The 26,251-nt window shown below is 65.7% G+C and carries 25 protein-coding genes; 3 read left to right on the plus strand and 22 right to left on the minus strand.

Annotation, left to right across the window (positions count from 1 at the left end):
- Nucleotides 1–29 precede the first annotated feature (29 nt).
- The 4 genes from pxpA to torT are packed head-to-tail and all read right to left on the minus strand — an operon-like array spanning nucleotide 30 to nucleotide 4,440.
- A complete protein-coding gene (pxpA, locus tag MRY80_RS05860) occupies nucleotides 30–758 on the minus strand; it encodes a 5-oxoprolinase subunit PxpA (protein ID WP_293288967.1) in 729 nt (242 codons plus the stop codon).
- A gap of 12 nt (nucleotides 759–770) precedes the next feature.
- Nucleotides 771–1,796 carry an ABC transporter permease gene (locus tag MRY80_RS05865; RefSeq protein WP_293288969.1) on the minus strand — a complete coding sequence of 342 codons (1,026 nt, stop codon included), beginning with the start codon at nucleotides 1,794–1,796 and terminating at the stop codon, nucleotides 771–773.
- Entirely contained in the window at nucleotides 1,796–3,346 is a 1,551-nt protein-coding gene (locus MRY80_RS05870; protein WP_293288971.1) for a sugar ABC transporter ATP-binding protein, read from the minus strand. The genes MRY80_RS05865 and MRY80_RS05870 overlap by 1 nt, the downstream gene beginning before the upstream one ends.
- Before the next feature lie 20 nt (nucleotides 3,347–3,366).
- Entirely contained in the window at nucleotides 3,367–4,440 is a 1,074-nt protein-coding gene (torT, locus tag MRY80_RS05875) for a TMAO reductase system periplasmic protein TorT (RefSeq protein ID WP_293288973.1), read from the minus strand.
- Nucleotides 4,441–4,772: 332 nt separating this feature from the next.
- On the opposite strand from torT, the gene MRY80_RS05880 reads away from it, so the two are divergent.
- On the plus strand, nucleotides 4,773–5,684 hold the full coding sequence (locus MRY80_RS05880; RefSeq protein WP_293288975.1) for a LysR family transcriptional regulator: 912 nt from the start codon (nucleotides 4,773–4,775) through the stop codon (nucleotides 5,682–5,684).
- Between the two features lie 45 nt (nucleotides 5,685–5,729).
- On the opposite strand, the gene MRY80_RS05885 is transcribed toward MRY80_RS05880, so the two are convergent.
- Entirely contained in the window at nucleotides 5,730–7,175 is a 1,446-nt protein-coding gene (locus tag MRY80_RS05885) for an NAD-dependent succinate-semialdehyde dehydrogenase (protein WP_293288977.1), read from the minus strand.
- Between the two features lie 4 nt (nucleotides 7,176–7,179).
- Nucleotides 7,180–8,472 carry a 4-aminobutyrate--2-oxoglutarate transaminase gene (gene gabT, locus MRY80_RS05890; protein ID WP_293288979.1) on the minus strand — a complete coding sequence of 431 codons (1,293 nt, stop codon included), beginning with the start codon at nucleotides 8,470–8,472 and terminating at the stop codon, nucleotides 7,180–7,182.
- 119 nt (nucleotides 8,473–8,591) lie between these two features.
- Here gabT and MRY80_RS05895 point away from each other — a divergent pair, with 119 nt between their 5' ends.
- Complete coding sequence (locus MRY80_RS05895) at nucleotides 8,592–9,578, plus strand: LysR substrate-binding domain-containing protein (protein ID WP_293288981.1); 987 nt, start codon at nucleotides 8,592–8,594, stop codon at nucleotides 9,576–9,578.
- Between the two features lie 99 nt (nucleotides 9,579–9,677).
- Here the strand turns inward: MRY80_RS05895 and MRY80_RS05900 are convergent, their stop codons facing one another.
- The 3 genes from MRY80_RS05900 to MRY80_RS05910 form a co-directional block, all read right to left on the minus strand.
- Nucleotides 9,678–11,111, minus strand: coding sequence for an NAD(P)(+) transhydrogenase (Re/Si-specific) subunit beta (locus MRY80_RS05900; protein ID WP_293288983.1), 1,434 nt, complete (start codon nucleotides 11,109–11,111; stop codon nucleotides 9,678–9,680).
- A gap of 12 nt (nucleotides 11,112–11,123) precedes the next feature.
- On the minus strand, nucleotides 11,124–12,698 hold the full coding sequence (locus MRY80_RS05905; RefSeq protein ID WP_293289627.1) for a Re/Si-specific NAD(P)(+) transhydrogenase subunit alpha: 1,575 nt from the start codon (nucleotides 12,696–12,698) through the stop codon (nucleotides 11,124–11,126).
- 186 nt (nucleotides 12,699–12,884) lie between these two features.
- Nucleotides 12,885–13,925 (minus strand): DUF475 domain-containing protein, encoded by a 1,041-nt coding sequence (locus MRY80_RS05910; protein WP_293288985.1) that lies wholly within the window; start codon nucleotides 13,923–13,925, stop codon nucleotides 12,885–12,887.
- A gap of 240 nt (nucleotides 13,926–14,165) precedes the next feature.
- Here MRY80_RS05910 and MRY80_RS05915 point away from each other — a divergent pair, with 240 nt between their 5' ends.
- Complete coding sequence (locus tag MRY80_RS05915; RefSeq protein ID WP_293288987.1) at nucleotides 14,166–14,630, plus strand: thioesterase family protein; 465 nt, start codon at nucleotides 14,166–14,168, stop codon at nucleotides 14,628–14,630.
- Here the strand turns inward: MRY80_RS05915 and MRY80_RS05920 are convergent.
- From MRY80_RS05920 to atpD, 13 genes are all read right to left on the minus strand, one after another.
- Entirely contained in the window at nucleotides 14,594–15,553 is a 960-nt protein-coding gene (locus MRY80_RS05920; protein ID WP_293288988.1) for a DmsC/YnfH family molybdoenzyme membrane anchor subunit, read from the minus strand. The genes MRY80_RS05915 and MRY80_RS05920 overlap by 37 nt on opposite strands.
- Nucleotides 15,554–15,557: 4 nt before the next feature.
- Complete coding sequence (locus MRY80_RS05925) at nucleotides 15,558–16,310, minus strand: 4Fe-4S dicluster domain-containing protein (protein WP_293288990.1); 753 nt, start codon at nucleotides 16,308–16,310, stop codon at nucleotides 15,558–15,560.
- The gene (locus tag MRY80_RS05930; RefSeq protein ID WP_293288992.1) at nucleotides 16,307–19,153 is read right to left on the minus strand and encodes a molybdopterin oxidoreductase family protein; all 2,847 of its coding nucleotides are present in this window, start codon (nucleotides 19,151–19,153) and stop codon (nucleotides 16,307–16,309) included. The genes MRY80_RS05925 and MRY80_RS05930 overlap by 4 nt, the downstream gene beginning before the upstream one ends.
- 153 nt (nucleotides 19,154–19,306) lie before the next feature.
- On the minus strand, nucleotides 19,307–19,501 hold the full coding sequence (locus MRY80_RS05935) for a Flp family type IVb pilin (protein WP_293288994.1): 195 nt from the start codon (nucleotides 19,499–19,501) through the stop codon (nucleotides 19,307–19,309).
- A 165-nt stretch (nucleotides 19,502–19,666) separates the two neighbouring features.
- Nucleotides 19,667–20,506 (minus strand): FoF1 ATP synthase subunit gamma, encoded by an 840-nt coding sequence (locus MRY80_RS05940; protein WP_293288996.1) that lies wholly within the window; start codon nucleotides 20,504–20,506, stop codon nucleotides 19,667–19,669.
- Nucleotides 20,506–22,053 carry a F0F1 ATP synthase subunit alpha gene (locus MRY80_RS05945; RefSeq protein WP_293288998.1) on the minus strand — a complete coding sequence of 516 codons (1,548 nt, stop codon included), beginning with the start codon at nucleotides 22,051–22,053 and terminating at the stop codon, nucleotides 20,506–20,508. The genes MRY80_RS05940 and MRY80_RS05945 overlap by 1 nt, the downstream gene beginning before the upstream one ends.
- The gene (locus MRY80_RS05950) at nucleotides 22,037–22,780 is read right to left on the minus strand and encodes a hypothetical protein (protein WP_293289000.1); all 744 of its coding nucleotides are present in this window, start codon (nucleotides 22,778–22,780) and stop codon (nucleotides 22,037–22,039) included. Before MRY80_RS05950 ends, MRY80_RS05945 begins: the two co-directional genes overlap by 17 nt.
- Nucleotides 22,781–22,795: 15 nt before the next feature.
- On the minus strand, nucleotides 22,796–23,041 hold the full coding sequence (locus MRY80_RS05955) for a F0F1 ATP synthase subunit C (RefSeq protein ID WP_293289002.1): 246 nt from the start codon (nucleotides 23,039–23,041) through the stop codon (nucleotides 22,796–22,798).
- On the minus strand, nucleotides 23,041–23,730 hold the full coding sequence (locus tag MRY80_RS05960) for a F0F1 ATP synthase subunit A (RefSeq protein WP_293289004.1): 690 nt from the start codon (nucleotides 23,728–23,730) through the stop codon (nucleotides 23,041–23,043). Before MRY80_RS05960 ends, MRY80_RS05955 begins: the two co-directional genes overlap by 1 nt.
- Nucleotides 23,727–24,029 carry an ATP synthase subunit I gene (locus MRY80_RS05965; RefSeq protein WP_293289006.1) on the minus strand — a complete coding sequence of 101 codons (303 nt, stop codon included), beginning with the start codon at nucleotides 24,027–24,029 and terminating at the stop codon, nucleotides 23,727–23,729. The genes MRY80_RS05960 and MRY80_RS05965 overlap by 4 nt, the downstream gene beginning before the upstream one ends.
- A complete protein-coding gene (locus MRY80_RS05970) occupies nucleotides 24,026–24,343 on the minus strand; it encodes an AtpZ/AtpI family protein (protein WP_293289007.1) in 318 nt (105 codons plus the stop codon). Before MRY80_RS05970 ends, MRY80_RS05965 begins: the two co-directional genes overlap by 4 nt.
- Entirely contained in the window at nucleotides 24,340–24,792 is a 453-nt protein-coding gene (locus MRY80_RS05975; RefSeq protein ID WP_293289009.1) for a F0F1 ATP synthase subunit epsilon, read from the minus strand. Before MRY80_RS05975 ends, MRY80_RS05970 begins: the two co-directional genes overlap by 4 nt.
- Nucleotides 24,789–26,231 carry a F0F1 ATP synthase subunit beta gene (atpD, locus tag MRY80_RS05980; protein ID WP_293289011.1) on the minus strand — a complete coding sequence of 481 codons (1,443 nt, stop codon included), beginning with the start codon at nucleotides 26,229–26,231 and terminating at the stop codon, nucleotides 24,789–24,791. The genes MRY80_RS05975 and atpD overlap by 4 nt, the downstream gene beginning before the upstream one ends.
- Between the last annotated feature and the right edge of the window lie 20 nt (nucleotides 26,232–26,251).

The raw sequence follows: 26,251 nt of genomic DNA on the forward strand, positions 1-26,251 counted from the left end.
GATGTCTCTCCTTTGATTGGGTGTCCGCCTCAAGCGGCTTCCAGTTCGCCGACCGCCTTGCGCACCGCCTTGGCGATGGCGACGGCATTCGGCGTGTCTGAATGAATACAGATGGTTTCGGCACGCACCTGCAAGGGCTTGCCGTTGATCGAGGCGATCTCGCCCGTCCGCACGGCCTGCGCGGCGCGGCGGGCGGCGTCCTCCGGATCCACCGCTTCATGCTCGCGGGTGATGATCAGCGCGCCGTCATCGGCATATTCGAGATCGGCGAAGAACTCGGCCTGGAAACCGACGCCGCGCGCGTTGAAGACCTCTTCGTGCAGCGTGCCGGCGAGGCCGAGCACGGGCACCTTGTAGGCTTCCGCAACGTCCGCGACGGCATGCGCGATATGCTCCAACCGGGCCGCCATGCCGTAAAGCGCGCCATGCGGCTTCAGATGCGACAGCGGGACGCCGGCGACGTCGAGAAATCCCTTCAGCGCGCCGATCTGGTAGATGATGATGTTCACCATCTCCTCACGGTCGATCTTCATCTCGCGGCGGCCGAAGCCCGGCAGGTCCGGCAGCGAGAAATGCGCGCCGACCTTGACCCCGAATTTCTGCGCCAGGGCCACCGTGTGGCGCATGTGGTTGGGATCCGAGCCGTGGAAGCCGCAGGCGACATTGGCCTGCGAGATAAACGGCATCATCCCCTCGTCGTCACCCATCTTGTAGAGCCCGAAGCTCTCGCCCATGTCGCAATTGATATCCACAGCCATGGAAGTCTCTCCTCAGTCTTTCAGCGAAGCGACGTAGCGAAGCCGGATCTGGTCCGCGATCACCGCGAGGATCAGAAGCGCGCCGAGCACGACGGTTTGCAGGTAGGATTCGATGCGCGCCAGGTTCATGCCGTTCTGCACGAGGCCGATGAACAGCGCGCCGAGCACGACGTTCTCCAATCGCCCGACGCCGCCGCGCAGGCTGACGCCGGCAATCACGCAGGCGGCAATCGATTCAAGCGGCATCGAGGCGCCGATATTGGCCTCGCCCGTATCGAGACGCGCGGTCAGAAGCATGCCCGCCACGGCCGCGAAGAACGCGCACAGCACATAGGTGAACAACAGCGTTCCGGTGGTGTTGATGCCCGACAGCGACGCCGCCTTCAGATTGCCGCCGACCGCGTAGAAATAGCGTCCCTGCGGCGTCCAGTAGAGAAACGCGTAGAGCGCCAGGACGAGCAGCGCCGCGACATAGACCGGCACGGGAATGCCGAACAGCATGCCGAAGCCGAACAGGTCCCCGAACGCCACCGGCATGCCGTAGACCGGAACGCCGCCCGTCAGGTAAAGCGCGATGCCGAAGCCGACGGATGCCATGCCGAGCGACATCATGAAGGGCGAGACGTTGAAGAAGGCGACACCGACGCCGTTCACGACGCCGATCGAGACACCCGCCGCGACGCCCGCAAGACAGCCGAGCGCGATCGCCAGGCCGGCCATGTCGGGGAAAGCGGCATAGAAGGCCGCCATCGCCATGGCGCCGGCGACGGATGACAGCGCCAGGATCGTGCCGACCGAGAGGTCGAAGCCGCCGGTCAGGAGCGCCATCATCTGCCCCATCGAGACGATCATCAGATAGACCGACTGGCGCAGCACGTTCATCAGGTTGCGCGGCGTCAGGAAGTTGTCGGACATCAGCGTGAAGACGATGAGGGCGATCACCAGCAGGAACGGCAGGATGCCGAGCTTGACGAAGAGCCGCTTGACGGCGGTGCCGAGGCCACCCGCCGGTTGCGCGGTCGCGGTGTTGGCGGCCATCACGCAGCCTCCCTTTCGAAGAAATGGGCAAGCACGTTTTCCTCCGTCAGTTGGTCGGCCTGCAATTCGGCTTGCACGCGGCCGCGATAGAAGACGTAGGCGCGCGTGGTCAGGTGAAGGATTTCGGGAAGGTCGGACGAGATCAGCACGATCGCCGTGCCGCTCTTCGCCAGTTCGACGATGAATTCGTAGATCGAGGCGCGGGTGCCGACATCGACACCGACGGTCGGCTCGTCGAAGACGATCAGATCGTAGGAGCGCGTCAGGCTGCGCGCCAGCATCGCCTTTTGCTGGTTGCCGCCGGAGAAATGATCGACGGCGCGCTCGATGCGCGGCGGCGCCAGGTTCAGGCGTTCCGCCAGCCCCGTCACCGCACGCACCTCGCCGCCGCGATCCAGAAGGAACCCGTTGGAGAAGGGCTTGATGTCGAGCGAGGCGAGCGCGACGTTCTCGCGCACCGGCCGCATCATCATCAGCCCCTCGTTGCGCCGGTCCGCCGGCAGGTAGAGAAAACCGGCCCGGATGTTGCGCCGCGGGCTGTTGCCGGTGATGTCGCGGCCCTTGAGCGCGACGCTGCCGCTGGCGATCGGCCCGGCCCCGAAACAGGCCTGCATCAGTTCCGACTTGCCGGACCCGACGAGCCCGGCCATGCCGACGATCTCGCCGGCCCGCACCTGCATCGACGCATCGATGACCGTCTCGTCCGGCGTCGTCAGGCTGCGCACCTCGATAACCGGGTCGCCGGCTTCGCCGAGGTCGAGCGCGGGAAAGATGCTGCCGACCACCCTGCCAGTCATCAGGCGCACCAGATCGTCTTCCGAACTGGCCTTGGCATCGACCGTGTCGATGTAGCGGCCATCGCGCAGCACGGTGATGCGGTCACCGATGCGCCGGATCTCGGCCATGCGGTGGGTGATGTAGACAATGCCGACACCGCGTTGCGTCAGCTGGCCGATCAGGTCGAAGAGATGATCGGTCTCGTGATTGGTGAGCGAAGCGGTTGGCTCGTCCAGGATCAGGACCGACAGGTCGGAGCGGAACGCCTTGGCGATCTCGACCATCTGCTGTTCGGCGCGCGTCAGGTGATCGACACGCTGCTCGGGCCGCAGGTCGAAGCCGAGTTCGTCGAGGATCTCCAGCGCCTCGCGCCGGATGCGAGCGCGGTCGATGAAGCCGCCGCGCGTATGTTCGGCGCCGAGGAAGAGGTTCTCCTCCACCGTCATTTGCGGAATGAGGGAAAATTCCTGGAACACCGCGGAGATGCCGTAGGCCCGGGCGTCATGCACCGAATGCAGCGTGACCGGCTCGCCGCGAAACAGGATCTGGCCGCCGCTCGGCTGATTGGCGCCGGCCAGAATGGATATCAGTGTCGATTTGCCTGCCCCGTTCTCGCCGAACAGGACATGCACCTCGCCGGGCCGCAGGTCGAAATCCACTCCGTCGAGCGCCTTGACCCCGGGATATTCCTTGGTCACGGCCTTCGTCTGCAGCAGGGGGAACGCAGCCGGCGGCTGCGTCCCTTCCCGGGCATGGAGGAGCGGATCTGACATGGCCCGACCGTCGCCTTCGATTACTCGACCGAGAACACCGGACGGAAGCCGTTCGGAGCCAGCGTCGAGGACGGATCGAAATCGCCGTGGTTTTCCTGCGTGACGACGTAGAGCGCCGGACCCACATGCTTCATGTAGTCCTTGCCTTCCAGGATGCGCACGGCCTGGTCGATCGCGATGCGGCCCTGGATGACGGTGGAATCCGTCGGTGCGGCGAGGATCTGGCCGCGCGCGATGCCCTGGTCCACGCCAGGCGTGTAGTAGTAGGACACGATCTTGACCTGGTCCGTCAGGCCGCGGGCGCGCAGGATCGGCACGGCCGCCTCGGCGGTCACCGCGGTGCCGACGATGTAGTCGAGATCCGGATAGGCTTCGAGCGTATCTTCCACGAGCTTGGCCTGGGCTTCCTTGCCGGTGTCGCCATATTTGGTGTCGACCAGTTCGACGGCCGATCCTTCGATCGCGCCCTGGAAGCCGGTGTTGCCGGCCTCGACCCAGCCTGCACCTGCCGGTCCGGGGAACCAGGCCACCTTGGCCGCATCACCGCCGGCCGGATGCGACGCGGCGAGGAATTCGCCCGCCTTCGCGCCCATCTCGCCGAACGACACGAGCGACTTGGCCGCCAATTTGTCGGAGGACATGCCGTTGATCACGTCGATGACCGGGATGTTCTTCTCGGCCAGTTCGGCGACGACATTGTTCAGCCCGTCATAGGAGATCGCGCCGATGATCACCGCGTCGGCGCCGGCCGACACGCAATCCTCGATCTGCGAGATCTGGGTGTTGAGTTCCGTATAGCCACCGGCTTCGACGACGTTGGCCTTCACGCCCTGCCGCTTGGCCTCTTCGGTGATGCCGTAATCGACGCCCAGCCAGTAGGCGTCCTTCATGTGCGGGAAGGATACGCAGATGTCCCATTTCTGGGACGCCTTCTCGAGCGGCTCGTAATCCACCGATGTGCGCGGGCTGGCCATGTCGAAGGGCGGGTCCCACACTTCGACCGAATAGGGGTACCACTCCTCGGCCGTTGCGCCGCCGGACATGACGAGCGCCACTGCCGCCGATGCGGTCAATGCAGTGAGCAGATGTTTCATGTGTGTGCCTCCAAGTGTCTGCGAACCCTCGTGGTCCGCTTCGCCGACCGCCGCCGGAGGGACGGTGGAGAAATGAAAGAACGAGACAGGGGAATTGTAAAATACGATTATTAGGCATAGTTATTCTGTTTTTTTGATTTCGCGCGCGCAAAATGAAGGCATGTTGAAATTTTGAGCAAGCTGCGGCGACAGCGACATCAAAAACGCCAGAAATCCATCGTTTTCATGGGTTAGCCGAGGCCAATGAACGGCCAAATGAGATGCCGCAGCGCACAACTGCCGCGAGAATTTGCAGACCAGGTTGCGAAAAAGAGATAAGGCGTATCTGAAAAATGAATGAGCCCTCAATCCGCCAGATCCGCTACTTCATCGCGGTCGCCAATATGGGCCAGGTTTCCCGCGCGGCGATGGAACTCAACGTCTCCCAATCAGCTGTGACGACCGCCGTCAAGCAGCTGGAGGACATCGTCGGCGCGCCGTTGTTCACCCGTCATGCGGCCGGGGTGGCCCTGACCTATGAGGGCAACATCTTTCTCGACCATGCCCGCCGCATCATGGCGGCCGTCGACGAGGCGGTGCGCTCGCCCCGCCGGTTGCGCGACGACGTCAAGGGAACGCTGCGTCTGGCGATGACCTACACGGTCGCCGGTTACTTCATCACGCCCTATATCGAACGCTTCGCCCGCGCCTTTCCAAGCGTCACGCTGCAGCTCACGGAAGCCCCGAGAAACGCGATCGAGGACGGCCTCGTGTCGGGCACCTTCGATCTCGCGGTCATGCTGACATCCAACATCATGGATCAGGAAGGCCTCGCCTACGAGACGCTGCTGCAATCGCGCCGGAGACTGTGGCTGTCGTCGCAGCACCATTTGCTCGACCAGCCCTCAGTCGGCCTCTCCGACGTCGCCCAGGAGCCCTACATCATGCTCACGGTCGATGAGGCGTCCAACACGACCCAGCGCTACTGGAACCGCACCAGCTACCGTCCCAAGACCATCTTCCGCACGTCCTCGGTGGAGGCAGTGCGCTCCATGGTCGCCGCCGGCATGGGGGTCACGATCCTGTCGGACATGGTCTATCGCCCCTGGTCGCTGGACGGCCGGCGCGTGGAGGTGATCTCGCTCGACGATCCGATCCCGACCATGGATGTCGGCCTCGCCTGGGCCGCCAATGTCGAGCAGAATACGGCCGTCTCGGCGTTCCGGGAATTCATGCATGTCGGAGACGAAACGCATTCGGGCTGAACGCGGCAAGCGGCGTCCAGCCCGGGAATGCGGCATGCTCAGGAATTACAGCCCGGCGATGCAGCCATATTTCAGTTCGGTGAATTCCAGCAGGCCGTGATGCGAGCCTTCGCGGGAATTGCCGCTCTCCTTGACCCCGCCGAACGGCGCCAGCTCGGTGGAGATCAGCCCGGTGTTGACGCCGACCATGCCGTATTCGAGGCCCTCCATCACCCGGAAGATCCGGCCCACGTCGCGGGTGTAGAAATAGGCAGCGAGACCGCTGTCCGTGTCGTTGGCTGCCGCTACGACCTCGTCCTCGGTGTCGAACTTGAACACGGCGGCGAGCGGGCCGAACGTCTCTTCGCGCGCAAGCTGCATCCCGGCCCGCGCGCCCGTCAGCAGCGTCGGCTCGAAGAAGGTGTGGCCGAGGCCGTGCCTCTTGCCGCCGGTCACCACCGACGCGCCTTTGGCGACCGCATCGGCGATGTGCGCCTCCACCTTCGACACGGCAGCCTGCGTGATCAGCGGCCCCTGAACGACGCCATCGCCGAACCCGTCACCGACGGATAGCTCGCGCACCCGTTCGGCCAGTTTCTCGACGAACCGGTCGTGAATGCCGGCCTGCGCATAGATGCGGTTCGTGCAGACGCAGGTCTGGCCCATATTCCGGTATTTCGAAACCATCGCGCCTTCGACTGCGGCATCGATATCCGCGTCGTCGAAGACGATGAACGGCGCGTTGCCGCCGAGCTCCAGCGCCACCTTCTTCACGGTGCTCGATGCCTGCTGCATCAGGATCTTGCCGACCGGTGTCGATCCGGTGAAGCCGACGAGGCGCACCTTCGGATGCGTGGTGAGCACCTTGCCGATGGCGACCGCGTCGCCCGTGACGATATTCACCGTACCGGCGGGAAAGCCCGCGCGTTGCGCCAACTCGGCCAGCGCCAGCGCGGTCAACGGCGTTTCGGGCGCGGGCTTGACCACGACGGTGCAGCCGACGGCAAGAGCGGGCGCAATCTTGCGGGTGATCATCGCCGCCGGGAAATTCCACGGCGTGATCGCGGCGACGACGCCGATCGGCTGCCGGAGCACCGTGATACGGGCATCGGCCCGATGCGACGGCAGGATCTCGCCCGCCACGCGCTTCGCCTCCTCGGCATAGTACTCGATATAGGAGGCGGCGTAGTCGATCTCCCCCAGCGCCTCGCCGACGGGTTTGCCCTGCTCGCTGGTCAGGATCGTCGCCAGATCGTCGCGATTGGCGATCACGAGGTCGAACCAGCGGCGCAGCACGGCGCTGCGTTCCTTGGCGGTGCGCGCCGCCCAGGGCTTGAAGGCGGCAGCCGCCGCCTCGACAGCGCGTTCGGCCTCGACCGCTCCGAAATCGGGGACCGCTGCCAGATGCTCGCCATTGGCCGGGTTCGTGACCGGCAACACCGGGTCGCCGGTGAACATGCCGCCGATGAAGGCCTGCTGCCTGAGCAGAGAAGGATCGTTCAGGGTCCGCATGAGACTAATCCTCCGTCGTGGGTCGCGCGGCCTTCAGTGCCGCTTCCAGAAGTCCGAGACCTTCCTCCAGCACCGCGTCGGAGATGGTCAGCGGATTGAGAATGCGGATCGTGTTGCCGTAGACGCCGCAGGACAGGAGAACCAGACCGGCATCGAGCGCCGCCGCGGTGACACGCTTGGTCGCCTCCGCATCGGGTTCGTTGCCGCCCGGCTGGGTCATGATATCGAAGGCCACCATGGCACCGGGGCCGCGGATCGCGGCGATCGGCACCACGTCGTTGCGCGCCGCGATCGCCGACAATCGTGCCTTGACCTTGTCGCCGATGACATTGGCGCGCTCGACGAGCTTCTCCTCCTCGATCACGTCCATCACGGCGAGCGCCGCTGCGCAGGCGACGGGACTTCCGGCATAGGTGCCGCCAAGGCCGCCCGGCTCGGCCGCGTCCATGACGTCACCGCGACCGATGACCCCCGACAGCGGAAAGCCGCCCGCAAGGGACTTCGCGACCGTCATCAGGTCCGGCAGGACACCGGAATGCTCGATCCCGAACATCCGGCCCGTGCGTGCGAAACCGGTCTGCACCTCGTCGGCGATCAACAGGATGCCGTGCCGATCGCAGATTGCCCGCAACGCCACGAGCAGTTCCGTCGGCGCCGGATGGAAGCCGCCCTCGCCCTGGACAGGTTCGACAATGATCGCCGCCACATTGTCCGGCCCGATATCGGCGCGGAACAGAGAGTCGAGCGCCTTCAGGGAGTCCTCGATCGTCGTGCCGTATTGCTCCACGGGGAACGGCACATGATAGACGCCGGCCGGCGCGATGCCGAACTTGACCTTGTAGGGCGCGACCTTGCCGGTCAGCGCCATGGTCAGCGTCGTGCGGCCGTGAAATCCGCCGGAAAACGCGATCACGCCCGGTCGCCCTGTCGCAGCGCGGGCGATCTTGATGGCGTTCTCCACCGCTTCAGCACCGGTGGAAAACAGGATCGCCTTGGCATCGTCGATCGGTGCCATCGCCGCCAGCCGCTCGCCGACTTCCACATAGGGCTCGTAGGGCAGGATCTGGAACGCGGTGTGCGTATAGGCGTCGAGCTGCCGCTTGACGGCCTCGATCACCTTCGGATGGCGATGGCCGGTGTTGAGGACGGCGATGCCGCCGGCGAAATCGACGTAGCGATTGCCTTCGACGTCCCAGATTTCGGCGTTTTCCGCGCGCGCGGCGAATTTCGGATATGCGGTCGCGATGCCGCGCGGGACGGCGGCGGCGCGGCGGTCCTGCAGGGATTGGTTGGTCATGGCGTCTGCCCCGGAATGTTGGATCTCGGACAGAGGATAGGGCCGAAGCGCGCGCTTCAGGTATCAGATTGATTGTGCTATTGCGGTGCATTGAATGCACCACAGGAAGCGGCTCATCGATGCCCCGCAATCGCGCGTCCCGACCCCGCCAGACCGTGCGCTTCGACCCCGAGCGCCCGCTTGCCGGCCGGTTGCCGCCGCTGATCATGCTGCGCGCCTTCGAGGCGACCGGGCGCACCGGCAGCATGCGCAAGGCCGCCAGCGACATCGGCATCAGCCACACGGTCGTCAGCCGGCACATTCAGAACCTGGAAGCCTGGATCGGCGCGAAACTGCTCACCGCCGGTCCCCGCGGCGCCACGCTGACGCCCGAGGGTCAGGAGTTGTTCGACATCACCACCGCCGCCTTCCACTCAATCGCCGAAACCGCAGCCCGGTTGAGGACGAGCGCCGGCCAGGACGAGTTCCACATCTGGTGCGTGCCCGGCCTTGCCACGCGCTGGCTCACCCCCCGCCTGGACGACATTCGCCACGTGATCGCATCCGGCGAGGTACTGTTGCGGGCCATTGATCGCATCCCGGATTTCGCGGGCGGCGAGGCCGACCTGATGGTCGGCTTCGGTGATTTTGACGCCCTGACCGAAGGCGCCATTCCCCTGCTCCAGCCCCGCATGTTTCCTGTCGTCAGCCCCGCCTGGCTACAACGCCACGGCATACCCGGGTCCCTGGAGGATCTGCCTCGCCTTCCTTTGATCCACGAGGAATCCCATGCCCAATGGACGACATGGTTCGAGCGGGCCGGCACGCGCTTGCAGCAGCCCCTGACAGGCCCCCGCCTCTGGGACGCCAATCTCGGCTTCGACGCAGCCATGGCCGGCCAAGGCGTTGCGCTCACCAGCGATCTCATGGTCGCCCGAGAGATCGAGGACGGCCGGCTGGTCGAACTGTTCGAAACCGACATTCGCGTCGGCGGCTATTACCTGCTCACATCCGAAGCCGGCTTGAAGGACGAGCGCTGTGCCCGGTTCAGGATCTGGATCGAAGCCGCGATCCGGGAATTCGAGGCAAGCGCAAGACACACCCGCCGGCAGATCCCTGCCGCATAGGATGCAGCCGGAGCGCCGGCACCGATTGGGGGGTAATGCTGGCAAAAAGAAAGGGGCGCCGCGGCGCCCCGATCACAACCTGCTCGTCGATGACGCGCGTCAGTCTACCAGCGTCAGCAACTGGCTGACCGAGGCCTTGGCGTCGCCGAAGAACATGCGCGTGTTGTCCTTGTAGAAGAGCGGGTTCTCGATGCCGGAATAGCCGGTGCCCTGGCCGCGCTTGGAGACGAAGACCTGCTTCGCCTTCCAGACCTCCAGAACCGGCATGCCCGCGATCGGCGAGTTCGGATCGTCCTGCGCCGCGGGATTGACGATGTCGTTGGAGCCGATGACGATGACGACGTCGGTCGACGGGAAGTCGTCGTTGATCTCGTCCATCTCCATGACGATGTCGTAGGGCACCTTCGCTTCGGCCAGCAGCACGTTCATGTGGCCCGGCAGGCGACCGGCGACGGGGTGGATTGCGAAGCGCACCTCCTTGCCGGCGGCGCGCAGCTTGCGCGTCAGTTCGGAAACCGCCTGCTGCGCCTGCGCCACGGCCATGCCGTAACCGGGAACGATGATCACCGAATCGGCGTCGTTCAGCGCCGCAGCGACGCCTTCCGCATCGATCGCGATCTGCTCGCCCTCGACCTCCATCGCCGGGCCGGCCGTGTTGCCGAACCCGCCGAGGATGACCGACACGAAGGACCGGTTCATCGCCTCGCACATGATGTAGGACAGGATCGCGCCCGACGAACCGACCAGCGCGCCGGTGACGATCAGCAGGTCATTGCCGAGCGAGAAGCCGATCGCCGCGGCCGCCCAGCCCGAATAGGAGTTGAGCATCGACACGACCACCGGCATGTCGGCGCCGCCGATGCCCATGATCAGGTGGTAGCCGATGAAGAGCGCGCACAGCGTCATCAGGAACAGCGGCACGAATCCGCCGCCGGTGAAGTACCAGATGCCGAACAGCACCGACAACGCCGCCGCCGCAGCGTTCAGCATGTGGCCGCCGGGCAGCTTCTCGGCCTTCGAACTCACCTTGCCGGCAAGCTTGCCAAAGGCGATCACCGAGCCGGTGAAGGTCACCGCACCGATGAACACGCCGAGGAACAGTTCGACCCGCAGGATGTTGACCTCGACCGCGCTCTTGTGCGCCAGGATCGCGGCGAAGCCTTCAAGCCCGCCGCGCGCCGCATGGTCCATGGCCAGAACCCGGCCGAGCTCGAAATGCGCGTTGAAGCCGACGAACACGGCGGCAAGGCCGACAAGCGAATGCATCGCGGCGACAAGCTGCGGCATCTCTGTCATCTGCACGCGGTTGGCCACATACCAGCCGATGAGGCCGCCGCCCGCGATCAGGATCAGCGACAGCACCCACAGCCCGGCACCCGGCCCGATCAGCGTGGCGAACACCGCCAGCGCCATGCCAGCGATGCCGTACCAGACGGCGCGCTTGGCGCTTTCCTGACCGGAAAGGCCGCCCAGGCTCAGGATGAAGAGGACAGAAGCGACCACATAGGCCGCCGTGGTGAATCCGAATTCCATCGTTCCTGCCCCTTACGATTTCTGGAACATGGCGAGCATGCGCCGTGTCACGAGGAAGCCGCCGAAGATGTTGATGCCGGCCATGAAGACCGACAGCCCGGCGAGCAGGATGACCAGGAACGATCCCGAGCCGATCTGCATCAGCGCACCCAGGATGATGATCGAGGAGATCGCATTGGTCACGGCCATCAGCGGCGTGTGCAGCGAATGCGCCACATTCCAGATCACCTGGAAGCCGATGAACACCGAGAGCACGAACACGATGAAATGCTGCATGAAGCTGGCCGGCGCGACTAGGCCGACGCCGAGCAGCAATGCCGCGCCGACGACGAGCAGCGTAACCTGGCGCTTGGTCTGCGCCTTGAAGGCGGCGACCTCCCTGGCGCGCTTCTCCTCGGGCGTCAGCTCCTTCGGCTTTTCCTTCGGCTTCTGCGCCGCGATCGCCTGCACCTTGGGCGGCGGCGGCGGGAAGGTGATCTCGCCGCCCCTCGTCACCGTCGCCCCCCGGATGACGTCGTCCTCCATGTTGTGAACCAGCGCGCCGTCCTTGGCCGGCGTCAGGTCCGTCAGCATGTGGCGGATATTTGTGGAGTAGAGCGTCGAGGACTGCGCCGCCATGCGGCTCGGAAAGTCGGTGTAGCCGACGATCGTCACGCCATTGTCGCTGACGACCTTCTGGTCGGCGACCGTCAAGTCGCAATTGCCGCCGCGCTCGGCGGCAAGGTCGATGACGACGGAGCCGGGCTTCATCGCCTCGACCATGTCCTTCAGCCACAGCTTCGGCGCGTCGCGTCCCGGGATCAGCGCCGTGGTGATGACGATGTCCATGTCGGGCGCGAGTTCGCGGAACTTCTCAAGCTGCTTCTCGCGGAATTCCGGGCTCGACGGCGCGGCGTAGCCGCCGGTCGCCGCTCCGTCCTGGGCCTGCTCCTCGAAGTCGAGATAAACGAATTCCGCGCCCATCGATTCGATCTGCTCGGCCACTTCCGGCCGCACGTCGAACGCATAGGTGATGGCACCGAGCGAGGTCGCCGTGCCGATGGCCGCAAGACCCGCGACACCGGCGCCGACGATCAGCACCTTGGCCGGCGGCACCTTGCCCGCCGCCGTCACCTGCCCGGTGAAGAAACGGCCGAAATTGTTGCCCGCCTCGATCACGGCGCGATAGCCGGCAATGTTGGCCATCGACGACAGCGCGTCCATCTTCTGGGCACGGCTGATGCGCGGCACCATGTCCATGGCGATGACGCTGGCGCCCTTGTCCTTACACGCGTCCAGAAGCACGGTGTTCTGCGCCGGATAGAAGAACGAGATTAGCGTCTTGCCCGCGGTCAGGCGATCGACTTCCGCCGGTTCCGGCGGCCGCACCTTGGCGATGACGTCCGCTGCCTCCCACAGCGCGTCGGCCGTCGCCAGCACCTCGACCCCGGCCTTCGCATAGGCGTCGTCGGAAAAGCCTGCAGCAAGACCGGCGCCGGCCTCGACCGCGCAGTCATGGCCAAGCTTTTGCAACTGCAACGCGCTGTCCGGCGTCATCGCAACGCGGTTCTCCCCGGGAAAAACCTCTTTCGGCGTGCCGATCTTCAAATTGTCCTCCGCGTCTAAGACTTTCGTTGCAGACATAAAGCCCGTCCGGCGGTCGATAGCAAGTCCGGCCCGCCGGCGAGCGCTGTCACCGTCGTCTGGAGGCTTATCGCGCGCCTTCGTTCCCGTCCATGCCTGTCGGCCGAGAGCGAAAAAACGTCGCGGATGCTCCAGGGACAGAGAGTTCGGTCAGCACCCGCCGTGGCGCTTGTTGTGGCGGATCGAGGAATGCACGGAGAGGACGATCAACACGACCCCGATCAGGCCCGTGATTGCTTCCGGAATATGCACGAAGGACTGCGCATACATGATCAGCGCGAGCACCAGGATGGAATAGAAGGCGCCATGTTCGAGATAGCGGAACTTGGCGAGCGTTCCCATCTCGACCAGCATTATCGTCACCGAGCGCACATACATCGCGCCGATGCCGAGCCCGATCGCGATCAGGAACAGGTTTCGCGTCAGCGCGAAGGCGCCGATCACGCCGTCGAAACTGAACGAGGCGTCGAGGATTTCCAGATAGAGGAAGGCGCCGAGCCCGCCCTGGCGCGCCAGCCGCGCGGCGTCCTGCGAAGCGTCGAGCACATGGCCGAGAATTTCGACTAACAGGAAGGTCAGCAGCCCGGCGATCGCGGCAAACAGGAACATCGCCGATTCATGCGGCGGAAGCCACATGGCGAACGCCATGACGATCAACAGCACGATGGCGATCTCGATCCCGCGCACCGATGCGACCTGGCGCAACCGGCGCTCGAGGGTGCGGATCCAGTCCACCTCCTTGGCATCGTCGATGAAGTAGCTGAGCGCCACCATCAACAGGAACGTGCCGCCGAAGGCCGATATGGAGACATGCGCGCGCTCCATGATCATGCCGTAGCGCTCAGGCTCGGTCGCAGCCAGCATCACGGCCGCCACCGGCCCTATCTTCGCCGCGAAGACGACGACGAGCAGCGGCAAAAGGATGCGCATCCCGAACACGGCGATCAGGATGCCCCATGTCAGGAACCGCTTCTGCCAGACAGGGCTCATCTCCTTGAGTTTGTTGGCGTTGACGATCGCGTTGTCGAAGGACAGTGCGATCTCAAGCGCCGCCAGAACGGTCGCCGTGAAGAGGAAGGACGCAAGGCCGGCGACGGTGCCCGTCATCGCCCATCCCAACCATCCGGCCAGCACTAGACCCAACGCCGTGAAGACGATGGCAACGCGCAGATAGGCAAAGGCTGGCTTCATTCTGGTTCGTAGACCTCCAGGGGCCGGCGGCCGCTCGCCGCCGGTGGCATAGACCTATGCCTCCGCATCGGCACTTACCAGCGCCGCCGCGCATGGAATTTCGAATTTCGCCGGTGGCGCGCATTCAGACGCAGGCGCGCCTTTCGGCTTGCAATGCCATCCCCCGCGCGGCATGGCGACCCCAGCCGCCTCCCCGGAAAAGTCGGAAGACGGCGTCAGGAAATCTGAAGGGTCCTCACGATGCTCGAATGCCAGGTCGAAATCCGCGTTGAATGGGGCCACTGCGATCCGGCGCAGATCGTCTACAATCCGAACTTCTTCGACTGGATGGAGCACGGGCTTTCCCGCCTCTTCGAGGCCGGAGGCTTCGGTTTCGGGGCATTGATCGACCGCCAGCCGGAACTGCGCGGTACGCCGCTTGTCCGCAGCGAGGCGAACTTCGTCGCACCCGCCCGGCTCGGTGACGTGATCACCCTGTCATCGACCGTCTCACGCTGGGGCGGATCGTCCTTCGACGTCACGCATGAATTTCGCTGCGGCGACGTGAAGCTGGTCTCCGCGGTCCAGACCCGCGTCTGGGCGGGCGCCGACGAGGCCGGCGCGTTAAAAGCCCTGCCGATCCCCGAAGACGTGCGCACCGCGCTGAGCGAGACCAGGAGCGTGCGCTATCACGCCGCCTGCGACGACGGGCGCGCGACGGACTGACCGATCCCGTAGAAGGATCCGACGGCGTGGCGCGCCTCGGCAAAGAACAGCCAGCGTTCCGCCAGCATGCCGACCAGATGCAGGATGACCGCCAGCATCAGCAGTGGCGCGGCAGCCCCGACATAAGCGGCAAGCCCCGCCAGAAGGAACGGCGCAACGGCCCCGCAGGCAATCGCGATCCGGCGAAGCGCGCGCGCCCGCTTGCGGCCGACCTCGAAGGCCATTTCGCGCATTAGGTAGTTCGGACTCGTATGAGGCGGCTCGAAGGGGCGCACCGCGCCAAGCACTCCAAGCCCCGTCGCGTCGCCAATGCCCGACCCGGCGGCCTCGAGGCTCGTTTCCGCCGCCCGTCGCCACCAGGCCGCCTTCGCCGCCCATGCGACGATCAGAGCGACCATCGCCCATTGCGCCGCCATGCGCGCTGAAGGCGCGCCCGAGATCGCCAGCAGCGCCGATAGCGCCAGCACACCTCCAGCGATCGAGAAGCCCAAGAACACGGCCGGCGTGATCCAGCTCGCCCAGTGCGGAACGGTGCGCAACTGCGCATAGATCATCGACGTCGTGAACACTGTGACCATGGCGAGGACAGCTGCCGCGAAGCCCAGCGCGGCCAGACGTGTGCCCATGAGGAGCAGCACCAGCGAATAGATCCCGAACAGGCCGAGCGTCACAACGGAACACACGCCTTCGCGCGACAGCCAGGAGGAGCGCCATTGCGAAAAGGCGAGGATCGCACGCGACTTGCTGCGCAGATGCAGAACGGACGACAAAAGGCCGATCACCGCGAAGGCGAAGGCGACGATCGTCGCGCTCCACTGAAACCCCGCGCCCGGTACGCCGAAGCCGAGCCCGAGCAGCGCCATCAGCCCGAAGCCGATGCCGGACAGCGTCGTGAAGACAATGACGGAGAATGCCGGATGCATGTGCCTACTCCCCGTCGATCACGGCCAGCGCCCGGTCGAGCCAGCCAAGCAGGCTACCGGGCGGCGTGGCGACTGACGCTTCGCCAGCACCACCCGGACCGGTCTCGCAGGGCGTCTTCGGACGCGGCGGCAGATATTTGTTGACCGGTCGCGTCCCCTGGGCCGGCATCAGGTCATAGCCGCCTCGCTCGGCGACCATGCGCGACACGTCGCTTTCCGGATCGGCGAGATCGCCGAAATGGCGGGCATTCGCCGGGCAGGTGCGTACGCAGGACGGCACCCTGTCTTCTGCCGGTATTTGCGCGTTGTAGATACGATCAACGCACAGCGTGCATTTCTTCATCACGCCGGCGTCCATGTCCATCTCGCGCGCGCCATAGGGGCAGGCCCATGCGCACAGGCCGCAGCCCATGCAGCGGTCCTCGTTGACCAGCACGATGCCGTCTTCAGCACGCTTGTAGCTCGCTCCGGTCGGGCAGACGGTCACGCAGGGCGCGTCCTCGCAATGCAGGCAGGAGCGCGGGAAATGCACGATCTGGGCAGGCCCGTCCTGCGGCTTCACCTCGTAGGAGTGGACCCGGTTGAGCCAGGTTCCGGAGGGTTCGGCCCCATAGGCGTCCTGGTCCGACAGCGGCGCGCCATAGGCGCCGGTGTTCCACTCCTTGCACGCGACCGCGCAGGCATGGCAGCCGACGCAGACGTCGAGGTCGATGACGAGGCCGAGCTTCCTGTTGGTGGTTTCCGGCAGCGTGGTCATTGCTTCCACGCCTTTCCGAAGGCCACGACCGAGGGGCCTGTTCCGACCGGCGATTGCTGTCCCCCGGTGTCGGGCGACAGGCTCTCCTCGTCGGGGCCTGCCTTCTCGATGCGCACCCGCAGGTCGAACCACGCGGCCTGTCCCGTCACCGGATCGGAATTCGACCAGCGCATCCCGTCAGCCTTCGGCGGCAGCAATTCGTGGATCAGATGGTTGAGCAGGAAGCCCCGTTGGGTTTCCGGCGCGTCCCGGTCCAGCGCCCACGCGCCCTTGCGCTTGCCGATCGCGTTCCACGTCCACAACGTCTTGTTGTTCGACGCCGCCGTGATGCGAATCGGCACGCGAATCCGGCCGTGATGCGACGTGACCCAGGCCCAGTCGCCATCTTCCAGCCCCGCCTCGCGCGCCAGCGCTTCGGGCACGTAGAGCGGGTTCTCGCCATGGATTTGCCGCAGCCACGCATTCTGTGAGCCCCAGCTGTGATACATCGCCGCCGGGCGCTGCGTCAGCGCATGCAACGGGAACGCCGACGGGTCGATCCTCTCGCCCTCATGGGGCGGATACCAGGTCGGCAACGGCTCGAAGGCCTGAGCGATCCGCTCGCGCATGGCGTCCGGCGGTTGGCGATCGCCATGTCCTTCCGCCGCGAGTTGGAACCGCCGAAGCGGCTCGACATAGAGTTGGAACAGGTAGGGCGTCGGCTTGTCATAGAAGCCCATCGACACTGCCCAGTTCTGATAGTCGGCGTTCCACGGCTTGAAGAACTGGGCCTCTTCCGGGATTTCCGTCGAGAAGAACCCGCCATTGTTGATATAGCGCTGAAGCTGCTCCGGATTGGGCGCGCCCCGGCCGCGGCCATTGCCCTCGCCCCGCCAGCCGGCAAGCGGCCCGATGCCCGGACGGCGCTCGTGGCGAACCATGTAGTCGGCATAGTCCTTGTAACGCGGCGACCCGTCCTCCTCCACGAAACCCGGTAGGCCCAGCCGCGCACCGAGGTCGAGCAGCGCCGACTGGAAGCCGCGCACGTCGCGATCAGGTTCGACCACGGGCCAGCGGATGGCGTCCGCCGCGCAATCCGGTTCGGAGACCGGCCGGTCCAGAAGCGAGATGCAGTCATGCCGCTCCAGATAGGTCGTGTCCGGCAGCACCAGATCGGCAAAGGCGACCATCTCGGAGGAATAGGCGTCCGAGTAAATGATCTTCGGGATCACATAGTCGCCATTCTCGTCGGTGCGCGTCAGCATCTCCATGACGCCGGCGGTGTTCATCGACGAGTTCCACGCCATGTTCGCCATGTAGAGAAACAGGACGTCGATTCCGTAGGGATCACGCGCCACCGCGTTGGAGATGACCATGTGCATCAGCCCGTGCACGGCCAGCGGGGCCTCCCAGGAAAACGCCTTGTCGATGCGCCGCGGGGAGCCGGCCTCGTCCAGCAACAGATCGTCCGGTCCCATCGGATAGCCAAGATGCGGGCCGGCCAATGGCGTGTCGGGGCGGCATTCCGCATGCGGACGCGGATGGCCTTCCGCCGGCTTCGGATAGGGCGGCTTGAACCGGAACCCTCCCGGCGTCTCCACCGAGCCGAGCAGCATCTGCAGCAGATGGATCGCGCGACAGGTCTGGAAGCCGTTCGAATGCGCCGAGATGCCGCGCATGGCGTGGAAGGCGACAGGCCGGCCGATCATCTTTTCGTGGCGCTTGCCACGCCAGTCCGTCCAGGGCTGCTCGATGACGATCTCTTCCTCGAACGCCGTGCGCGCCAGGTCGCCAGCCAGCCGCCGGATCGCGCCGGCCGGCACACCGCAACGCTCGGCGGCGGCCTCGGGACCATGCCCCGAGTCGAGGTATTTCTCGGCGATCAGAGCAAAGACCGGCCGCGCCTTGCGCCCGCCCGGCAGTATCGCCTCGCCCTGCAGGTCGGGGCGGGCATCGACATCCTCGCTCGAGGCGACCCAACCGGTGCGACGGTCGATGATCAGCGGATGCCCGTCCTCACCTCGCGCGAAAAGGCCGTGATCGGCTGCGCCCGGATCGTCGATCACCAGCCACGGCGCATTGGTATAGCGCCTGAGATAGGCGACATCGACCTTGCCCATGCGGAGCAATTCGTGGATCAGCGCGATGACGAAGAGGCCGTCCGTGCCGGGCGTGATGCCGACCCATTCGTCGGCCACGGCATTGTAGCCGGTGCGCACCGGATTGACGGCCACGATCTTCGCGCCGCGTTTCTTGAGCTTGGACAGGCCGATCTTGATCGGGTTGGAATCGTGATCCTCGGCGACGCCGAAGATCATGAACATCTTCGCGCGGTCCCAGTCCGGCGCGCCGAACTCCCAGAACGCCCCGCCCATCGTGTAGATGCCGGCCGCCGCCATGTTGACCGAGCAGAAGCCGCCATGCGCCGCATAGTTCGGCGTACCGAAAGCCTGCGCCCACCAGGAGGTGAAGGATTGCGACTGGTCACGCCCCGTGAAGAAGGCCAGCTTGCGCGGATCGCTGTGGCGCACCGGCGCCAGCCAGTCCGTCGCCAGCGTCATCGCCTCTTCCCAGGAGATCTCCTCGAACTCGCCGGTGCCACGCGGACCGCTTCGCTTCAGCGGCTTCTTCAGCCGCGCCGGCGAGTAGTGCTGCATGATGCCAGCGGAACCCTTGGCGCACAGCACGCCCTGGTTCTTGGGGTGGTCGCGATTGCCCTCGATATAGCTGACGATCTTCCGGCCGTCCGGGCCTGTCCGCAGGTGCACGTTGATGCCGCAGCGGCAGGCACACATGTAGCAGGTTGTCTTGCGTATCTCGTCGGAAACTCGCGGCGATAGGTCGAGTTCGGGCTCGGGCGTCATGCGGTTCAGCTTCCTCCCCTCGCAGCGCGCCCCGTCCTCCGCAGGGTGCTCGCAACCGCGATCATATGCCAGATATGGCATACGTTGGAAGCACGCGATAGGGCAAATCGCCCCGCGTCATGCGCCTCGGATCTGCTGGTTCGGCCGCGCCGCTCAGCGGGCGGAGAGGGTCAGCGGCGCGGCGGCGCTCTCCAGATTGTCGTTGACGCTGGAGCCGATCATCAGCGAGCCGCCGACGATCGAGACGGTGACGAGGGCGACGATAAGGCCGTATTCGACCACCATGGCGCCGGTATTCTCATTGACGAAACGCGCGTACAACCGCTTTTCACCGCTTTCCGGCACCATGAACTCCTCCTTGCCCGCGAAGTAGGCGCATCAAACCTCTCGCACCTCCATTTGCAAGGCGGTTCGCGATTCAAGCTGTAGGAAGCACAAGCCGGTTTAATAAAATACAATTCAAACAGGCGGCACCGATGGACTTTGCCGCAACCGTCTCATCTGGCGAGAATTTCACGATGCATCCGACAGTTCGATGATCTCGGTCGTCGTCTGTTCCTGCCGCGCCTGATGGAACTTGCGCTGCAACTCCTGGGCGATCTGCTTCACATTCGCGCGTGCCCGCGTCATCGCCTTCATGCGCGCGTCGTTTTCGGCGGCAAAGCCCAGCATCAGCGCCTCACAGATCTCGGTGAACACATACTCCTCGACCAGTTGCACGATCAGCTTCTCCGGCGCGATCATCGTCAGGGGCGGAACCGGGCGCGGAGCGAGCGCGATGCGCCCGAAATCGAACGGCATCAGTTGGCGCACCGTCAATCCGGCATCCGGCGCCGCCGGATCGGCGAACACCACGCTCACCCGATGCGCCTCGCCGCTGTCGATGCGCGCGAACAAGGCGTCCACGATGCGGCTGGCGAGCGCCGGAACGTCCACCGCATGCGCCACCATGTTGGCCGACCAGACCGGATCGTGGCCGCGCGTCGCGAATTCGGAAATGCAGCGCTGGCCGATCAGAAGATAGGTCCGTGCCTCGTTCTCGTCGTCCAGCGCCAGCGCACCGGTCACGATGCGCTCATTGTGCATGCCGCTGAAGCCCTGCGCCGCGCCGACGACGATGTGCAAATGCTTCACCGCCCCGCCCTCCGGTTCGCGATCCGGCGCCATTTCCGGTGCCAGCGACATCGCCTCGGCCATGGAGCGGGCGACCGTCTCCTCGTGCTCGCGGATCGCGCGCAGGTGCCGGCGCGCCTCTTGCGCGTGCGCCGCCGCCATGGCGCGCATCGCCACGACCACGCCCTCGATCTGGCCGATATTGGCGATGCGGTCTTTCAGGTTCTCCAACTGAGGCATCAGGTGTCCGCCCCGCCCGCCGTCTTGCCAGCGCGCGCCACCGCCTGCCGCACGCAATCCACCAGCGCAGAGCGAATGTCGTCACTGAGTTCTGTCGGCTCGGCGCGAAACGCCTCCAGCGCCGGCACGCTGTCGATGATCGCCGGCAAGACGCTCTTCACGCCGTCCATCGCGTCAAGCGGCACGTCGTCAAGAATGCCTTCGCCGAGAGCCGCGAGAAGCGCGATCTGATCGACCGGACGCAGAGGCGAGAACCTGGCCTGGGCGAGCAGCGCGCCGATCCGCTCGCCATGGGCGATGCGCCGTTTCAGCGTCTCGTCTCCGAACCCGCCGAAGCGCGAGAAGACCCGCAATTCCAGATACTGCGCATAGTCGAGCCGCACCCGGCCGGCGACGCTGCGCAGCGCGGCATGCTGTGCCTTGCCTCCGACGCGGCTGACCGACAGGCCGACATCGACTGCCGGTCGCTGGTTGGCGGCGAAAAGCTGGTTGGAGAGCACGATCTGTCCGTCGCAGATCGAGATCAGGTTGGTGGGGATATAGGCCGACAGATTGCCCGCCTCGATCTCGGCGATCGGCAGCGCGGTCAGCGATCCGCCGCCCTTCTCCGGCGACAGTTTCGCCGCCCGCTCCAGCAACCGCGCATGCAGGTAGAAGATGTCGCCCGGATAGGCTTCGCGCCCGGGCGGCTGACGCGCCAGGAGCGACAACTCGCGATGCGTCGTGGCGTGCTTGGTCAGATCGTCGAGCACGATCAGCGCGTGCCCGCCCCGGTCGCGCACCTGCTCGGCGATCGTCATGCCGGCAAAGGGCGCGAGCCAACGCAAGCCCGGCTCGGCCGTTGCCGGCGCGACGACGAAGACACAGCGATCGGCTGCCCCCTTCTCGCGGATCGCATCGACCGCCCGGCGCACCGCCGAGGCGCGCTGGCCGATGGCCACATAGACGCAGACGATGTCCGTGTCCTTCTGGTTGATGATCGTGTCAACGGCGATCGCGGTCTTGCCGGTCGCCCGTTCGCCGATGATCAGTTCGCGTTGGCCGCGCCCGACGGCGAACAGCGCGTCGATGACGAGGAGGCCCGTCTCCACCGGCTCGGATACGAAATCGCGGTCGATGATCGAAGGCGCCAGTCGTTCCACCGGCAGGCGCTCTTCTGCCGCCACCGCGTCGCCCTCGTCCAGCGGCCGCCCGAGCGGGTCGATCATCCGCCCCAGAAGAGCGTCGCCTACGGGTACGCTGACCAGCTCGTGCAATCGTCGCACGGCTGTACCGGCCTCGATCCCGACATAGGAATCCAGCAGCGCCGCCTGCAGCACGTCGGCGTCCAGATTGAGAACAAAGCCACGAGCCCCGCCTTCGAATTCCAGCAGTTCGCCGAAGCGCGCTGCGCCAAGGCCTGAGACCTGCGCCAATCCGTCGGCGATTTCCGTCACGCGGCCGATCGCCTCGGAGCGCGGCCCGAGTTCGACGTTGCCGACGGTCTCGATCAGGGTTTCAAGCCCGGGGTCCGGAACAGCGGACGCGCTGTCAGGCGTGTTCGTCATCGACCAGAGCCTTTGCCACGCGTTTCAGGTCGGAACCGAGGGAATTGCGGATGACGCCGTGCCGGCTGCGCAGTTCCAGACCGGCGATCAGCGCGTCATCGACCTCGACGGGCAACGACCCCTCCAAGGCGACGAGCGGCCCGATCACCGCATCGACGGTGGCACGCTCGACTTCGCTCAGCGCGCGCGGCGCGGCGAGACGCAAATCATCGACATCCCCCAGGATGGCCGTGCGCTCTTCCGCCCCGAGCGCCGAAATCGCGGCCGCCAGCCGTTCCGGATAGCCGGCGATGCGCGCCTCGCCCGGCAGATCGGCAAACACCCGCTCAGCGACCGCGAAGGCGAGTTCCGTCGCGCGTCTCAGCTGCCGCTCGCCCTCTTCCGCGGTCACGCGGTCGGCTTCCACCCGCGCCCGCTCGATGATCGCGCCGGCATCCGCTTTCGCCTTGTCGATCAGTTGCGCCCTTTGGCCCTCGGCTTCCTCGCGAGCTTTCTCAAGCAGGCCCACGCGCTCGGCGGCGATCCGCTCCTTCTCGGCGCGCGACGCCTTTTCGGCATCGGCCGCCGCGCGTCTGGCGTCCTCGGCAGCTTGCATGGCCTTTGCGGCCGCAGCCTTGCGTTCGGCAACGATCCCGGCCACCGGCTTGAACAGGAAGCGGCCCAGCAGCCAGGCGAGCACCGCCACGTTGACGAGCTGAAAGGCGAAGGTCCACCAGTCGAACTGCATGAGGCGACGGCTTTCCTAGACCGTGTAGGGATTGGCGAAGAGCAACAGCAGCGCGATCACCAGGCAGTAGATCGCCATGGTCTCGATCATGGCGAGGCCGACGAAGAGCGTGCGCGACAAGGTGCCTGCGGCCTCGGGCTGACGCGCGATGGCGTCCATGGCAGCGGCCACCGCGCGGCCTTCTGCAAGTGCCGGTCCGATCGCCCCGAACGACACCGCAAGCGCGGCCGCCACGATGCTGACGATCTTGATCATGTCCATCAGTCCGTTTCCTTTCCGGTTTTGGGCGTGCCCTCGCTGACCGCCGCTCCAATGAAGACAGTCGCCAGGATCGCGAAGATATAGGCCTGCACCGCGCCGGTCAGCAGGTCGAGAGCCATCAGCGGGATCGGCACGAGCAGCCCGGCCAGCGACAGCACGATGCCGACGACGAAGACGCCGCTCATGACGTTGCCGAACAGGCGGACCATCAGCGAGAAGGTACGGGTGATCTGCTCGATGAGATTGAGCGGCGCCATGACGATCGAGGGCTCGGCGAAGGTCTTCAGATAGCCGAGCGGGCCGTTTTCACGGACACCGAACCAGATTGTCGCCGCGAACACGATCACCGCCAGCGCCGCATCGGTTTCGAGCCGCGCCGTCGGCGGCTCGACATTCGGCACCAGCGACGACCAGTTGGCAGCCAGGATGAAGATGAACAGCGTCCCGATCAGCGTCCGGAACTGGGTGGCCGGGCGCTGCATCGTCTGCTCGATCTGCGCGTCGATCGTCGTGACGACCAGTTCCAGCACGGTCTGCGCAGAACCGGCCTCGAGGCTGAGCTTGCGGGTGAGGAGCCGCGCGCCCACGGCCAGCACGGCCATGATCACCCAGGTGGTCAGCACGGCCTGCGTGATCGGAACAGGCCCGATCTGGAAGACGGTTTGAAGGACGAGCGGGGATTCGTTCACGACTCAGCCTCCGCCTGCGCCAGCACCCGCCGTCGCGCCAGCAGGACGCCGGCCGTGCCCGCCAGAAGCGCCTGCGCGCCCCACAGCGCCATCAGGAACAACACCACGCCAAGCAGCGCCAAGCGACCGAGCTGAAGCGCGATACCGGACAGCTCACCCGAGGCGAGCCGGCGCGCGACGGACTTCAACGAGCGGAAATGGGCGAAACCGGCCACGTATCCGACGGCCAGCGCGACAAGGATCGAGGCGATCCACGCCGAAGAAAGGAATTCGAGATGATGCGGAGCGAAGATGGTCATTGCTCATGCATCCAGCGAAAGGCGAGCCAAAGGCCGAGGACGGCGCCGGCGAAAGTCGCCGCCGCGGCGAAAGTGATGCCCGTGCCGAGCAGGCGGTCTAGCCAACCGCCGACGAACACCGCGACGAGCACCGGAATGACGATCATCCAGCCGAGCACGCCGATCTGGCCGAAGCGGCGCGCAAGCGACGGTTCGGGATCGCGCTGCCTCATCTCCTCGCGCTCAGCCGCCTCATGCGCGGCTTTGCCCAAATGGTTCTGGCCCAGATGATTCCGGCCAGTTTGATCGCCGTTCTGGTGCTGCGTATCGCTCATTGGAAGATCTCATCCAGCGCGGTGTCCACCGAGATGCCGTGATCGCTGGAAAGATGCCGCATGATCTGGCGAATGGCCCGGGCATGCAGCTTCGCCTGGTTCACGCGCTCGCGGCTTGCGGCCTGCAGCGCGGCCTCGCGGCGTCGGCGCACTTCGGCCTCCAGCGTCTCCACGTCGTCGCCCAGCACGCCTTCCCGGCAGGCGATACGGATGCGGCTGCCCTCTTCCACGGTCATCACGCCGCCATGCAGGGCGCAATAGCGCCAGCCGTCCTCGCCCTCCCTCCAGCGTGCAACGCAATCGCGCAACACGGCGAGAAGGTCCGCATGGCCCGGCAACACCCCGAAGGAACCGCTGTCGTCATCGGCGCGAAACGAGGTGACGGCGTCGGCCTGGGCGAGTACGTCGAGCGGCGTCGTGATCACCAGCGAGAACGTGCGGTCGGTCATGCAGCAGCCTTTCCGCCCTTGGCGTTGCGCACCGTGTCCTGCTTCTGCCGCGCCTCCTCAAGCGTGCCGATCATGTAGAGGGAGCTCTCGTCCCAATCGTCGCATTCGCCGTCGAGGATGGCGCGGCAGCCGGCGACCGTCTCGTCCACCGCGACGCTGCGTCCCTCCGCTCCGGTGAAGGCCGCGGCGGTGAAGAAGGGTTGCGTCAGGAAGCGCTGCAGGCGGCGCGCCCGGCCGACCGCTTGGCGTTCCTCCACGCCGAGTTCCTCGACCCCGAGAAGGGCGATCACATCGCGCAATTCGCGGTAATGCTCAATGATCTCGCGCACCTCGCCCGCCACCTTGGCGTGCTCGGCCCCGACCACCAGCGGATCGAGCAGCACCGAGGTCGTCGCGATCGGGTCGATTGCCGGATAGATGCCCTCGGCGGCGAGTTGTCGCGACAGGACCACCATGGAATCCACATGGTTTGCGATCGCGCCGACGGCCGGATCGGTGAAATCGTCGGCCGGCACATAGACTGCTTCGATCGCCGTCACCGACGCCGCGCCGACCGAGGCGATCCGCTCCTGCAGATCGGCGACCTCCGTCTCCAGCGTCGGCTGATAACCGACGCGCGACGGCTTGCGCCCGAGCAGGCCCGAAACCTCCGATCCCGCCTGGATGAAACGGAAGACATTGTCCATCAGCAGCAGGACGTTGCGCGCCTTCTCGTCGCGGAAATATTCAGCGACAGTCATCGCCGTCAAAGGCACCCGCCAGCGGGCTCCCGGCGGTTCGTTCATCTGGCCGTAGACGAGGACGGTTTGGTTGAGCACGCCCGAGGCGCCCATCTCGTTCAGCATCTGGTGGCCCTCGCGGCAGCGTTCACCGACGCCCGCAAAGACCGAGATGCCGTCATAACCCGAGACCATGGCGTGGATCAGTTCCATCACCAGAACCGTCTTGCCGACCCCGGCGCCGCCGAACATCGCCGCCTTGCCGCCATGGGCGAGAGGAGCGAGCAGATCGATCACCTTGATGCCCGTGGAGAAGATGTCGGTCGCCGCACTCTGGCGCGCGATCGGCGGGGCTGCGCGGTGGATCGGCCGGCGCGGGATGTCCGGCCCGAACGCCATGCCGTTGTCGGCCGGCTCGCCGAGCATGTTGACGAGCCGCCCCAGAACCGCATCACCGACTGGCGTCGCAATCGGCTGGCCGGTCGGCTCCGCCGGCGCGCCCCGCCACAGCCCCTGGGTCGGCTGCATGGCGATCGCCCGCACGGTCTTCTCGTCAAGGTGGGATTGCGTTTCGGCGAGGATGCGCGCCTCGCCGGCACTCACGACTATTGCCTCGTGGATCTCGGGCAACCGGCCTTCAATAGCAATGTCCAGCACCGGGCCTCGAACGGCGATCACGCGTCCGACGCGTGCACCCGCCCCTTGATTGCTGTCAGCCAAGGGTTCGCTCCACATTCGCC

The sequence above is a fragment of the Oricola sp. genome, from assembly GCF_022763245.1.
Taxonomy (GTDB): Bacteria; Pseudomonadota; Alphaproteobacteria; order Rhizobiales; family Rhizobiaceae; genus Oricola.

What these genes read in the sequence shown, in the direction of transcription:
- MRY80_RS05895 (WP_293288981.1), top strand. Translation starts at nt 8,592, where the DNA reads ATGCCCCGCAATCGCGCGTCCCGACCCCGCCAGACCGTGCGCTTCGAC.
- MRY80_RS05965 (WP_293289006.1), bottom strand. Translation starts at nt 24,029, where the DNA reads ATGACCATCTTCGCTCCGCATCATCTCGAATTCCTTTCTTCGGCGTGG.
- MRY80_RS05920 (WP_293288988.1), bottom strand. Translation starts at nt 15,553, where the DNA reads ATGCATCCGGCATTCTCCGTCATTGTCTTCACGACGCTGTCCGGCATC.
- MRY80_RS05940 (WP_293288996.1), bottom strand. Translation starts at nt 20,506, where the DNA reads ATGCCTCAGTTGGAGAACCTGAAAGACCGCATCGCCAATATCGGCCAG.
- MRY80_RS05945 (WP_293288998.1), bottom strand. Translation starts at nt 22,053, where the DNA reads ATGACGAACACGCCTGACAGCGCGTCCGCTGTTCCGGACCCCGGGCTT.
- MRY80_RS05910 (WP_293288985.1), bottom strand. Translation starts at nt 13,925, where the DNA reads ATGAAGCCAGCCTTTGCCTATCTGCGCGTTGCCATCGTCTTCACGGCG.
- MRY80_RS05900 (WP_293288983.1), bottom strand. Translation starts at nt 11,111, where the DNA reads ATGGAATTCGGATTCACCACGGCGGCCTATGTGGTCGCTTCTGTCCTC.
- MRY80_RS05935 (WP_293288994.1), bottom strand. Translation starts at nt 19,501, where the DNA reads ATGGTGCCGGAAAGCGGTGAAAAGCGGTTGTACGCGCGTTTCGTCAAT.
- MRY80_RS05915 (WP_293288987.1), top strand. Translation starts at nt 14,166, where the DNA reads ATGCTCGAATGCCAGGTCGAAATCCGCGTTGAATGGGGCCACTGCGAT.
- MRY80_RS05865 (WP_293288969.1), bottom strand. Translation starts at nt 1,796, where the DNA reads ATGGCCGCCAACACCGCGACCGCGCAACCGGCGGGTGGCCTCGGCACC.
- MRY80_RS05880 (WP_293288975.1), top strand. Translation starts at nt 4,773, where the DNA reads ATGAATGAGCCCTCAATCCGCCAGATCCGCTACTTCATCGCGGTCGCC.
- pxpA (WP_293288967.1), bottom strand. Translation starts at nt 758, where the DNA reads ATGGCTGTGGATATCAATTGCGACATGGGCGAGAGCTTCGGGCTCTAC.
- MRY80_RS05870 (WP_293288971.1), bottom strand. Translation starts at nt 3,346, where the DNA reads ATGTCAGATCCGCTCCTCCATGCCCGGGAAGGGACGCAGCCGCCGGCT.
- torT (WP_293288973.1), bottom strand. Translation starts at nt 4,440, where the DNA reads ATGAAACATCTGCTCACTGCATTGACCGCATCGGCGGCAGTGGCGCTC.
- MRY80_RS05970 (WP_293289007.1), bottom strand. Translation starts at nt 24,343, where the DNA reads ATGAGCGATACGCAGCACCAGAACGGCGATCAAACTGGCCGGAATCAT.
- MRY80_RS05930 (WP_293288992.1), bottom strand. Translation starts at nt 19,153, where the DNA reads ATGACGCCCGAGCCCGAACTCGACCTATCGCCGCGAGTTTCCGACGAG.
- MRY80_RS05950 (WP_293289000.1), bottom strand. Translation starts at nt 22,780, where the DNA reads ATGCAGTTCGACTGGTGGACCTTCGCCTTTCAGCTCGTCAACGTGGCG.
- MRY80_RS05955 (WP_293289002.1), bottom strand. Translation starts at nt 23,041, where the DNA reads ATGGACATGATCAAGATCGTCAGCATCGTGGCGGCCGCGCTTGCGGTG.
- MRY80_RS05925 (WP_293288990.1), bottom strand. Translation starts at nt 16,310, where the DNA reads ATGACCACGCTGCCGGAAACCACCAACAGGAAGCTCGGCCTCGTCATC.
- MRY80_RS05885 (WP_293288977.1), bottom strand. Translation starts at nt 7,175, where the DNA reads ATGCGGACCCTGAACGATCCTTCTCTGCTCAGGCAGCAGGCCTTCATC.
- gabT (WP_293288979.1), bottom strand. Translation starts at nt 8,472, where the DNA reads ATGACCAACCAATCCCTGCAGGACCGCCGCGCCGCCGCCGTCCCGCGC.
- MRY80_RS05975 (WP_293289009.1), bottom strand. Translation starts at nt 24,792, where the DNA reads ATGACCGACCGCACGTTCTCGCTGGTGATCACGACGCCGCTCGACGTA.